This is a genomic window from Sphingobacterium sp. GVS05A (assembly GCF_019969845.1).
Taxonomy (GTDB): Bacteria; Bacteroidota; Bacteroidia; order Sphingobacteriales; family Sphingobacteriaceae; genus Sphingobacterium.
Genome location: NZ_JAHXYR010000013.1, coordinates 23579 through 35631, shown reverse-complemented (window position 1 = coordinate 35631; position 12053 = coordinate 23579). Strand labels below are relative to the sequence as shown.

Annotated in this window: 11 protein-coding genes and 1 tRNA gene; 7 read left to right on the top strand and 5 right to left on the bottom strand. The window is 40.2% G+C overall.

Annotated elements, in window-relative coordinates; genetic code table 11:
- Window positions 1–42: 42 nt before the first annotated feature.
- The 3 genes from LC454_RS25535 to LC454_RS25525 form a co-directional block, all read right to left on the bottom strand.
- The gene (locus LC454_RS25535; protein WP_223585254.1) at window positions 43–1464 is read right to left on the bottom strand and encodes an RtcB family protein; all 1422 of its coding nucleotides are present in this window, start codon (window positions 1462–1464) and stop codon (window positions 43–45) included.
- Window positions 1465–1577: 113 nt separating this feature from the next.
- Complete coding sequence (locus tag LC454_RS25530) at window positions 1578–2672, bottom strand: slipin family protein (protein ID WP_223585253.1); 1095 nt, start codon at window positions 2670–2672, stop codon at window positions 1578–1580.
- 404 nt (window positions 2673–3076) lie between these two features.
- A tRNA-Gly gene (locus LC454_RS25525) sits at window positions 3077–3139 on the bottom strand.
- Between the two features lie 527 nt (window positions 3140–3666).
- On the opposite strand from LC454_RS25525, the gene LC454_RS25520 reads away from it, so the two are divergent.
- The gene (locus LC454_RS25520) at window positions 3667–4263 is read left to right on the top strand and encodes a hypothetical protein (protein ID WP_223585252.1); all 597 of its coding nucleotides are present in this window, start codon (window positions 3667–3669) and stop codon (window positions 4261–4263) included.
- A gap of 159 nt (window positions 4264–4422) precedes the next feature.
- Here the strand turns inward: LC454_RS25520 and LC454_RS25515 are convergent, their stop codons facing one another.
- Entirely contained in the window at window positions 4423–5676 is a 1254-nt protein-coding gene (locus LC454_RS25515; RefSeq protein ID WP_223585251.1) for an amidohydrolase, read from the bottom strand.
- 187 nt (window positions 5677–5863) lie between these two features.
- On the opposite strand from LC454_RS25515, the gene LC454_RS25510 reads away from it, so the two are divergent.
- From LC454_RS25510 to LC454_RS25500, 3 genes are all read left to right on the top strand, one after another.
- Window positions 5864–6484, top strand: a complete 621-nt coding sequence (locus LC454_RS25510; RefSeq protein ID WP_223585250.1) for a hypothetical protein — start codon at window positions 5864–5866, stop codon at window positions 6482–6484.
- Between the two features lie 3 nt (window positions 6485–6487).
- Window positions 6488–6850 carry a hypothetical protein gene (locus LC454_RS25505; RefSeq protein ID WP_223585249.1) on the top strand — a complete coding sequence of 121 codons (363 nt, stop codon included), beginning with the start codon at window positions 6488–6490 and terminating at the stop codon, window positions 6848–6850.
- Between the two features lie 61 nt (window positions 6851–6911).
- Entirely contained in the window at window positions 6912–8087 is a 1176-nt protein-coding gene (locus LC454_RS25500; protein ID WP_223585248.1) for an oxygenase MpaB family protein, read from the top strand.
- Here the strand turns inward: LC454_RS25500 and recR are convergent.
- Window positions 8084–8698: a recombination mediator RecR gene (recR, locus tag LC454_RS25495; protein ID WP_223585247.1), complete on the bottom strand. Its 615-nt coding sequence runs from the start codon at window positions 8696–8698 to the stop codon at window positions 8084–8086. The genes LC454_RS25500 and recR overlap by 4 nt on opposite strands.
- 117 nt (window positions 8699–8815) lie before the next feature.
- On the opposite strand from recR, the gene LC454_RS25490 reads away from it, so the two are divergent.
- The 3 genes from LC454_RS25490 to LC454_RS25480 all read left to right on the top strand — a co-directional run bounded on the left by LC454_RS25490 (window position 8816) and on the right by LC454_RS25480 (window position 12021).
- Window positions 8816–9520, top strand: coding sequence for a TIGR00730 family Rossman fold protein (locus LC454_RS25490; RefSeq protein WP_223585373.1), 705 nt, complete (start codon window positions 8816–8818; stop codon window positions 9518–9520).
- Window positions 9521–10257: 737 nt separating this feature from the next.
- Complete coding sequence (locus tag LC454_RS25485; protein WP_120257867.1) at window positions 10258–10815, top strand: RNA polymerase sigma-70 factor; 558 nt, start codon at window positions 10258–10260, stop codon at window positions 10813–10815.
- A gap of 66 nt (window positions 10816–10881) precedes the next feature.
- Window positions 10882–12021 (top strand): FecR family protein, encoded by a 1140-nt coding sequence (locus tag LC454_RS25480; protein ID WP_223585246.1) that lies wholly within the window; start codon window positions 10882–10884, stop codon window positions 12019–12021.
- Window positions 12022–12053: the final 32 nt, after the last annotated feature.

The following is a 12053-nucleotide window of genomic DNA, read 5'->3' as shown; positions in this document are numbered from 1 at the left end:
TTGATCCTTTTATATTTAATTTAATAAAGCTTCAAAATACCCCTAATCTTCGCGGCTACCATCATCAGCCATACGGACAATTTTTGGTGAGAACTTTGCGACGACGTCCACCAACTCCTCTTGCGAGGCCATGATGGTATGGATATCTTTGTAGGCCATGGGCGCTTCATCCATCCCGGCTCCCAAAAGTGTAATCCCCCGATCAGCAAGCATATCTTTCAACTCAGTAGCTGCGAGCGTCTTGATTGCTTGTGTACGGCTCATCAATCGTCCCGCACCATGAGATGCCGATTGGATAGCAGCCATCTCCCCTTTTCCGCGTACCAGAAATCCAGGAGTAGCCATGGAACCCGGGATAATTCCCATCACGCCTTTTGCCGCAGGAGTAGCTCCTTTTCGATGTACCACAACCTCCCGGTCATTCCAGGTCTCTTTCCATGCAAAATTATGATGGTTTTCAATTTTGGCTAGCAACTCCGCCCCCAAAGCATCTTTGATCTTGTCATGAATAACTTCATGGCAGGCCGAAGCATAATCACCAGCCAGATTCATTGCCAACCAATATTCTTGTCCTTCCATTGTATTTAAATCCAGATAAGCCAGATTTTGAGCTTGATAGGGCAACTTACATAAAGTCTTCGCCAATTTGGTATAGTGAGCAGCCACAGTTGCGCCTAGACCTCGGGATCCCGAATGTGTCAACAAACCCAGGTAAAGTCCTTTCTCAATGTTCAGCACCTCATCCTTTTCAACAAACTCCACAATCCCAAATTCCACAAAGTGATTCCCTCCACCGGAAGAACCTAACTGTGTCCATGCCTTGTCTTTTAAGGATCTAAGCAGATCATTTTCTGCAAACAATTTATTGTCCAGGACCGCATGATCCACACGTTCATGCTTCAGATAGCCATTTCCGGCACCAAATCGCGTATGTTTCAAAATAGTCTCTTTTAATGTCGCCGTATCTGTATCCAATAAAGATGCTGGCAGATCAAAGATGGACAAAGCCATTCGGCAACCAATATCAACGCCAACTCCGTAAGGAATTACAGCATTATCGGTAGCCAATACACCACCGATCGGCAGTCCGTATCCTTGATGGGCATCGGGCATCAAAGCGCCAGCAACCGTAACCGGCAGCTTCATGGCTACTTTCATCTGTTCTTTAGCTCCCGCTTCAATTCCGGACGCGCCATAAATCGTATACTCTACAGGATCTTCATTCAAAGCAATTAATGTGGCATCAACAACATCCTGTCCTAATATGGACTCTGCCAACACACTGAAAATAGTATCTTCAGTATACGCTGTTGGATTTTCCAGCACAGATTTAAATTTGGCTAACATTTCCGCTCGCGTAAAACCATGTCGCTTGCTGTTGATTTTCAACGCAGCACCCAATGTATGATTCTCTTTATATCCTAATGCAATGAGATCATTGCCGTTAATTCTTTTATTTTCCATTTTTATCTTTTTTAACGAGGGGGATCTTTCCAATCCCAAGCAGGTAGCAATACCTCTTTACAATTGCTACCTGCACCTCTTTTGTCCTCAATTTTATTAACTTCCCTTTGTCGCTACTTCACAAACAACTGCTTTAATTGATCTACAATCTGCCCATTTCCCGAAATAGAGATGTTATTGATCCTTTCGGCAATTTTCTCCACATACTCCATTTCCTTCAATTTAAACAACATCGCATTCTCTTCCATAAGTTTTGCCGTATTCAGCAGACTTCTAGTCGAAGCAGTTTCTTCACGACGCATAATAATATTTGCCTGAGCGCGTTTTTCAGCGATCAACACCTGGTTCATGATATCACGGACATCCCCTGGCAGAATAATATCTTTGACTCCGCAAGTTAATAGACGTAAGCCTAATCCAGCAATATACTCCATCGTATTTTGCAAAATATAAGTGCTTATCTCTGTCTTCTTGTCCATCAGTTCATCCAGCGTCATCTGACCGATATATGTCCGGAGATTTAATTGCATCACAGCATACAATTGCTTCTCATATTCCTTATTATCCAACAGCGCTTTGACGATATCAACGATTTGATATTGCAACGTGAAATTGATCCGTATTTGCGCTTTGTCCCGCGATAGAATCTCCTGACCTACCACATCCAAAGTTAACACACGCATATCTGCTTTTGACACCGCAATAGTCTTTGCGTTCTTCCACCAGTAATACGTTCCTGGATCCAAAATTTCTGTAAACACGCCATCAACAAAAAGTAATCCTTTCTCATTTGGTTCAACTTTGTATTGACGGATATAATAAGCCAACGTTTGCTTTTCAAACAATTGACGGTTGACAGAAACTGGTATTTCGATCTCCGAAATATCCTCCAGCTGAAATTTGCGTACTTGCAAACCTTTCCAGAACACATGTCTACCTGCTGCCAAGGTCTTTTCAAAATTATTGTTTAAGAAAACCAGCGCAATTTCCGTATCCGCCACTTCGACAATATCCACCAGTTCACGAAAGCCCTCCACCTGTAATAGCACATCAATGTTATGGTTAGACGGAAACGAATTTGCCCTATTGTATGTCTCCAGTTTTTCACCGAAACCCAACCAGTACTTACCGGCTTCCAATACACGGATAACTTGGTTATTTTTAACCACCAATCCAATTTCATTGACATTTACTTGTACTCTTTTCATAATATTTATTGTTTATACTATTTTCTAATGACAAAACTTGCTATGAGCTGCCCATCAATGCCGAGCGGGATCAAAAAGAGCCCATACGGAGCTTTACCGTAGAAGCGTTCGAAATGGCCGCCTTAGCGATCCACGACAACGCTCATCCTGTATCGTCTCTGTATGAGATGTTCCCGATCACGGGCTCCTCACCGACTGCCATGAAGAAAAACGAAGTTCTCCTCAGTGCCGGACAGACTATAGCAAGCTTTATTTAAGTAACCTTTTTAAAGAAGGTATAACTTTCAAAACCAGAACCTAAATTCTGTGCAATACCCTTATGCTATTCCATCCGAAAATGGAAGTGGGATTCGAACCCACACGATTGAGTTGTTGTTCTAACCATGCTGAACTATCCTGATTGCTCAGGAGCAGGAGTCGAACCTGCGACCTACAACGGAACTGCCATGCTCTACCCTTGAGCTACCTCTTTCGAGGGAAGGATTCGAACCTTCAACCCTGGTGGCAACCTTCTCTCATTCTCCTCTTCTTATCAGTATATTGAGTCCCATTGGGAACAATACTATCCTGCTATACAGAAACAGGAGACTAGGATGCAAATCAAAGAATGAGAGTCTTTTTATACTTCTCCTAAAAAGAAGTACATATCTTAAAAGCATTTTGCTAATTTTCATCAAAGAACGTTTATCATTGCTGACATTACAAAGATCACACGATTAACATGCAGGCCATTTGCGCAATAAAATAAAACACAAATAAAATAACAAAAATAAATACAACACACTGATAATAAGCTATAAAAATTTAAAAACAAACGTTAGCATTAAAAACCACAACCCGAATTGCGCATTTATATTGCGTAGATTAACAGTGACTATTCTGGAGATTTGCCTAGATGATCATTAGATAACAATAAATATCACTGATTTCCATGAGAAAGCTGTCTGATATAAGTGCTATTTTTACACTGTTATAATTAACTGGAATTTACTAAATGAGAGCAAAAACATTATTGGTTATACTGGCTATCTATTTTTTCGCTACAGGTTGCACGGGTTCAAATCCTAAAAATAATGCTGTAAAGCCTCCTAGCGATAGCCTAACAACAAAAAGTAGCGCTGATACTACGAAAGCCAGTGATCAGGTAAAGTCAACAACAGATCTTGATCCAGCCAAAGTATGGCTGGAGCGCATTTTTCACTGCAATGATGATAAATCAGGGAAGTATTGCTATTATCTGGACAAGGAAGAAGCCCTCTGCACGGCACGTTTTATGGAGTTCTTAGCAGATGCCAATGAAATCTATGGTCCCTCCAATCTAACAGACGCAGAATTACCGGAGGCGGAAGCGCGATACAAAGCGAAGTGGGGAAAAATTTACCCGCTCTACACGCAGGAAATGTGGTTATTTGGCCGAGGTAACGATGATGCCCTAGCCATTAATACCGTCGAGATCAAGAAGCTAAGCACAGACAAGTACAGCGTATTTATAGATTATGGTAACAATATAAAGACACAAAATGAGGTTCAGCTGGTTCTTGAAAACAGCAACTATAAAATTGATTATTGCAAGACAAGCTTTGTACAATAAAATCTTCGTACTTTGCGCAGCACAGCCAAGATAATCAATGGAAGGTTCTTTCTGACTAGTATACCGAGCTGACAGACAATTCAAAAAAAAGCCACTTTTTATCACTAACGGATAAAAAGTGGCAATATAATAAAACAATAAATGGGGCGTGTAAGCCGATTAAATTGGAGACGAATTGCTCCACTTGACGATATTCCCTTTGTGCAGTAGGCCATCGACAGCTGAGATACGTGATACAGCTTCAGCAGAGCAGCTTGCATCCACCAACAGGAAGCTCGCTTCATCACCGACCTTTGGCCATACCCGCTGACCACTGTCGTCCAAAGGTAATTTTCCATTTGTCGCATAGTGTAGGCAACGGGACAGATCAAATTCCGTCTCATAACCATAGAGTTGCGCAGCAAGGTTTGCTTTTTGCAACATATTTCCACTACCGAAGGTCCCCCAGTGATCCTGCACATTATCATTTCCGGTAAGTACCTCCACTCCTGCTTTCCGCAGTTGAGGCAATGGCATCAGCATATTACGAAACGGGACTGAACTCGCAATACCGACCTTGGCGGAAGCCAAGCGTTCAGCTGTATATTGAAGATCTTTTTGAGACATATAGCCCAATGCAAAAGCATGACTGATAAATGTCCGTCCCTGCAGTGCGGGATTCTCAAGTACTTTGTCTATTAAATAATGGATCGTTTTGACACCAGATTCACCCCCCTCATGCAGATGGATATCGATTCCCTTTTTATTGTCCAAAGCTAACTGAACAGTCAAGTCCATAGGTTTTTCGATACTTCCATCGATACTATAGGGATCTAGACCACCTATAAAATCAACCTTATCCCAAGCAGCAATTTCCTTCATCAGCCCAGCAGAGTCCGTATAATATAAGCCATGTTGTGGGAAAGCAACCAATTCTGCGCCAAAGGAATCTTTCACATGTTCCAGTGCCCGCAATAGATTTGCTAATGATTTGCTGCCAGAGGTTGGATCGACATTAAAATGTGTTCTTGCAAAATTAGTTCCGTAGCCCTGTAGCAACATGATTAGCTTTTCAGCCCTTTCCACCGAGGTTTTAAGCAGTTCCGGAATAATTTCCTGCTCGCGGGCAATCATATCCTTCACGGTTCTATTTTTGGGAAATACAGCTTTCCAAGGTAGACCATAAAGGGTTTTATCCAAATGGATGTGCATATCCCTAAAGGCGGGTAAGGCCAATTTTCCCTTCGCATCGAATCCACCAGAGCCAACTTTAGTTTGACCCGGCCGAATTTCCTTTATCTTTCCGTCCGCTATTGTTACCGTAAAGAGTGCCGTATCAGTTCCAACAATTTTCCCTTCACGATAGAGAAAACCTGTTTCCAATCGTACATTTTCTAATGTATACTGTTCGTTGTGCTGATTGAGTTCATTCATGAAAATATCATTTTTTTCAAAGCTAAGCTATTTAGCCCCTTTTGCTTTGTAGATATTATCACAACATTTGTAAATATTATGGCAGTGGCCTAAAATATAAAGTCTGCATGAATTTTCTCTTAATCCTGTGTTTAATACAAAAATATAGTTACTTTGAGCTCGTTTTATAAAACACCACTTTCGTAATATGCAGATTGAAATTGATCACAATTTTTATGAAATAGTCAGTTGGGACAAAGATTATATCCAAATTCAAGGAACAGATTCCCCCTTTCGTGTGTATGCACCATCTTTTTATGATATTGCCTCCCTCAAGCAATATATCAGGCTCAATTCGCCAATACCTTCCGGACATGATCAGTCCTATTCCTACCTGGAAAATCCCTATCATTTATTTACAAAACCCTACCTGGTTAAGGTTTTTCAAACCTCAGCAGCACCTGTTATTGAACTTAAATCAAGCAGTATCTGTGTTCATCAACGAAAGACTGTAAATACACTCAAGTTGCTCAAGCCCTGGAGTCAGGAATTGTTATACAATGAACTGATCAAAAGGATAACTTATTGGGAAGAACAGCTGGACAACTACGCAATTTCAGCAATCCGTATAGGCAAGCTATCTACCACGAATTATAAAATCAAGAGCAATGAAATCTATTTTTCATCCCGATTGATCGATTTTGATAGAGAACAGATTAATCTGGTTGTTTTAGCAGCATTTTGTAAATTTTCCAGAAAAAACAAGAAAGAATCAGAAGCGATCTATAACTTGTACATCCCCAATTGGAGAGCATTTAATGTATATTAAGACATGACAGACATCAGCATACCATTAACAATAACAGGAGACAGCAACTTTGAATCGCTGCGAAACGATCCAATACAATTCTCAAAATTATTAGGCACCGAACAGCAGCGACTGATTAATGATCATGTTGTTGGTCAGCTCGATGATCAAGATGGTGCTCCGACGCTGACAGATTTTAGCATGAGCAATATTCTCTTTGATCGCATGACGCTAAAGGGTTCCTTTCGCCTTCATTTCAAAATTTCCCGACAATTCTGCTGTAGCGACACCTCTTCATGCCAGACAGATTATATGGATTTTAACTTTACAAAAGAAGATAAAAAAATCTATGCAACAGGAAGTTATATACTATGGACAATTCAATAAATTTACCCATTTAAAATCGATAACAGATCAGTTGATTCCAAGTTAGGTATCCCATTTAAAAATGAAAAAACCCGAGCGCTATAAAATTAACACAACCTCCTTTTCCTATTATTGGAGCAAGGGTATCGGTGCTAAGTTACTAGATAAGTTGCCCAATAAACCAAATCTGGCCGATGCGGATCAATATATTCCATTGTTATATCAATACGATGAGGCCTGCGACCGATTGGTAGAACATTTACATCTGAAAATTGGCTTTACAAAAGGGCAACAATTAATTCTGGATTACCTGCAGGGCAAAGCCATCGAAAGCATTTACGATAAACTGATTTCGGATTTTATGAACACCTTGGCTATAGAGCCTCAATGGCTCGATTGGCAGAAAGTACAACAGGGAATTGCGCTCAGTCAGCGCTCAGGATTGACTGGACTCATTGTATTACGCGATTATTGTCTCATGGGCGGTTATGAATCCAGCGCGATCAACAAACCCTTGATTTTTACTGGAGCACTTAAAAAAGGCGCTGTCAAACGTTTAACCGAGACGGTAACATTTTGGGTCGACATCACCGCTGACCAGGCATTACGAAAAGGTGGTATTGGCTTTGAAGCCATTCTATTGACGCGATGTATCCATTCCTTCGCACGCTTGAATATATTGAACCATGGCGATTGGGTCACTGACAAATGGGGTATCCCTTTAAATACTTGGGATATATTGGCAACGAATTTAGGTTTTTCATTAGTTTACTTAATTGGGCTTAAACAAATGAAATTCAATTTATTAGAAAGCGAAATAAATGGAATTATGCACCTTTGGAAGTATATCGGAAGCTTATTGGGTATTCCATTAGATCTGCTTCCAGACACTGAGGAAGAAGCCATCAAAGCCCTATACTATTGGACCATGACCCAAAAAGAAGGCGATCAGGACAGCATTGCATTAGCCCAGGCCTTTATGGAAGAACCCGTACATGCAGCTTACCCGACAAGCAGATTTGGCAGAAAATTAATGCGGGAGGTACATTTGTACTATAACAACTATCTCCTGGGCAATTACTCCTGCAACCTTTTGGGACTGGAAAAGACAACGATCGGTAAGATTGCCTACTTCAATATTCTTAAAAACAAAAAAGAAAATAGCCAGATCCTAAAGGATAAGGTTAGGCAGCAACAGATACGGAAAGGCCGAAAAGTCCATGAGGGAGTCAAAGAGATCTATTTGAAATACAACTAGCCAACGTGACGTTCGTAAGGCACCCTGGTAGCGATTGATCGACCCAAGGTGAGCTCATCGACATATTCCAATTCACCCCCAAATGCGATACCACGTGCGATTGTTGTAATCTTGATATTAAACTCGCGCAATTTTCGGTACAGATAAAAGATGGTTGTATCCCCCTCCATCGTTGCCGAAAGCGCTAAAATAACCTCCTCAACACCACCCCGTTGAATACGGTTGAGTAGTCCTTCAATTTTAAGGTCAGCAGGACCTATTCCGTCCATTGGCGAAATCAGCCCCCCTAATACATGATAAACACCTTGGTAGGAATTTGTATTTTCAATGGCCATAACATCACGTGTATCTTCCACCACACAGATGAGGTTCTTTTCACGTTTAAACGATCCACATATTTCACAGGTCGCATGATCCGAAATATTAAAACATTCCTGGCAATATTGAATATCTTCTTTCAAACGGTCGATGGACGCCGTAAAACGGGCCACCTCGGGATCGGATTGCTTCAATAAATGCAAGACCAGCCTTAGGGCTGTCTTTTGTCCCACACCCGGTAATTTACCAAATTCCGCAACCGCGTTCTCAAGAAGTTTAGAAGAAAAATTCATAATGCAAATGTAAGAATAATCGTAAAAAGTAGCTAGTATTAAAAAAATAGCTATATTGTATTCCTTTTTGAAAAAAAATGGGTTTTAGAAATTAAATGTATAACGTTATATATGGACATTACAAAAGAAGATAAAATTATCCGCGCTTTTGAGAACAAAACATGGCAGGAAATTAAGGTTAAAGATTCATGGCAGATTTTTAAAGTCATGTCAGAATTTGTGGACGGGTTTGAAAAATTGGCTAAAATTGGCCCCTGTGTATCCATATTTGGTTCGGCACGCACACCACGTGAACACAAATATTATCAAATGGCTGTAGATATCGCTGCGCTACTAACTGAACGTGGATATGGTATTATATCTGGAGGTGGCCCGGGGATTATGGAAGCAGCGAATAAAGGTGCTTATGAGTCTGGCGGAAAATCTGTGGGTTTGAATATTGAACTTCCATTTGAACAATTTCACAACAAATATATTGATCGGGATAAACTACTTGAGTTCAAATACTTTTTTGTACGAAAAGTAATGTTTATGAAATACTCCCAAGGTTATATCGTTATGCCTGGTGGCTTTGGAACAATGGATGAACTCTTTGAAGCGATTACCTTGATTCAAACAGGTAAGATTGCCCGCTTCCCAATTGTATTGGTTGGTTCAGAGTACTGGAAAGGCCTTATGGACTGGGTGCAAAATACCATGTTGCCAAACAAGTATATCAGTGAAGAAGATCTCAAGCTTTTTCGCATCGTTGATACAGCTGAAGAAGCAGCAGATCATATCTTCCGTTTCTATGATAAGTATCTGTTGAAACCGAACTTCTAATCGCTATAATATTAAATAAAACAGAAAAAAGAGTATCTAAGCAATTTAGATACTCTTTTTTTGTATTTTCATTCACCTGCAATCTATCCGCAGCCTTCCATCTTAATGAAAATCAGGCCTATCCTAGCATTAAAGCTTTTTTTTGCGCATTGATACGACTACTTCACTTCGTGTTTGTCAGGCATAAATAAACAGCATTTTAGCCTTAAACAAAAAGAAATATTTAAAATACATAAGTTAAAAAAGCACAACCTATCTGTTCGTTCGATGCAGGTATATGGCGACCTCACTTCCCCAGTGCAGATATAGCACCTCTTAAGTACAAATAAAGCACAGATAAAGTACTATTTTGTTACAAAGCGAAATGTACTTTAACAGTGCTTTAAACGAACTATTAGACTACTGAAAACGGATAAAATACAAAAATTGATGTCTTGATTAATTTTAACTAATAGATAATGCAACCTGACGCAATAAAGCGCATATAGCTGTACAAAAGAGCAGCGCTCACCGCTACGATTATTCATCCTTGCAGATCTTCTAAGCAAGCTTAACGTCTGGCTTATTTACTGAAAAACGAACTTTAGTCCTGGAGGCCAAAACAGACAATGCCTTATACAATTGGGCTAGCAATATTAATTTTAAAAATTGGAATATTCCTAATTTAGTAACTACATTTACAACACAAATTATATAGTCAGATAACATAACCGAAGAAAAACAGATTATTGTCTCAGATGAAAGATAGTGGGAGCCATTCGGATGAAGAGTTGATTCTATTGATTCAACAGGATGATAATATCGCTTTTGAAGCATTGTATGAGCGCTACTGGAAGAAGCTCTACTATCAGGCTGCCCGAAAAACAGATTCGCTGGAGGACGCACAGGAAATTGTTCAGAATATCTTCACCTCTATTTGGCTCCGAAGACAGCAATTGCATATAGAGAGCAATGTCTCCTCCTATCTCGCAGTCGCTGTGAAATACAAGGTCTTTAAATATCTGGCACAGCGTTATAAACGAGAAGCCTTTCAGCAGGATAATGATTGGGTAGATTTTGATAACTCCACCGAAGATTGGCTTCAATTTGAGGAATTGCGGGCCCGATTGGAACAAGTTGTCTCAACCTTGCCTGAGAAATGCCAGCTTATTTTCAAACTATCCCGTGAACAAGGACTGACTTACAAACAAATTGCGGATGAACTTGATATCTCCGTGAAGACAGTTGAAACCCAATTAAGTCGTGCCCTAAAAAAAATACGAGCTGGTATTCAGCGCTTTCTGATTACTTTATAATTTTTTTTCCCCTGCTGTCAGGGTACCTCCATATTTCAGGAACTATATAGAAAATAACCCCTAAATATGGTTGATAACAATCAATTTGAAATTAAGCAATTAGCTTATAAATGGCTTCAAGGCACCTGTACGGAAGAAGAAGAGGCGCATTTACTGCAATGGTATAAAGAAAATAGTGAAGAACCCCTCCCTATTCCCGAGCAAATCGCAACAAGTGAGCAAGAGCTTAAGGAACGTTTATTTTCGAATATCAAGCAGCAAATAGAAAGCTCCAAAATCAAACCGATTTCCAGATGGTACAAATTGGCTGGAATTGCTGCGGCATTGTTACTCCTATTTGGACTTCCACTCTATCTCGTACAGCACACGGACTATGATCAAGTAACGAAAATAGCTACAGTTCAAAAAGAGGTTCATCCTGGGACAAAAGCTGCTGTATTAACCTTAGCAGATGGAACCAAAATAGATCTATCCTACAATAAACAGCATATTCTCCATCAAGATGCAAAGGTAAAGATCACGACGACTGCCGAAGGTACGGTTCAATATCAGTTTACAGCCGGTAACAGTAATCCTGGTCATAGAACAAATACCATAGAAACACCGATTGGTACAGAATATAATATCATACTTGCAGATGGCAGTAAGGTATGGTTAAATGCTGGCTCCAAACTGACCTTTCCCGAGACATTCGCATCCAACAACAGGGAGGTAACATTGTCCGGTGAAGCTTATTTTGAGGTTACACCAGATAAGAAAAAACCCTTCTACGTTAATGCAGACCAGCAGATCATCCGGATTTTCGGAACGCATTTTAATGTACAGTCTTATCCGAACGAGAACAACAGGACCACCCTTGTCGAAGGTTCAGTACAGGTGACACAATCTGGTCGATCCAAGATGTTAAAACCAGGTCAGGCCGCATTCAGCAGGAATAACAATTTACTTGTCCAGGACGTGAACATTGAAGAAGCGATAGCCTGGAAAAATGGCTTCTTCTATTTCGAATCTACACCGGTCAAGGAAGCCCTTTCCGCTATAAAACGTTGGTATAATGTGGATATCATCTACAAAGGAACCAATGAAAAACGTGAACTGACCGGAAAAATAAAACGCAACTCCACCGCGCAACAATTGATTGAAACACTCAACTTCCTCGATATTAAATGCCAATTAAAAAACAACAAAATTGAAGTAGAACTCTAACGTATAAAAATATAGAACACATTTACCAACTA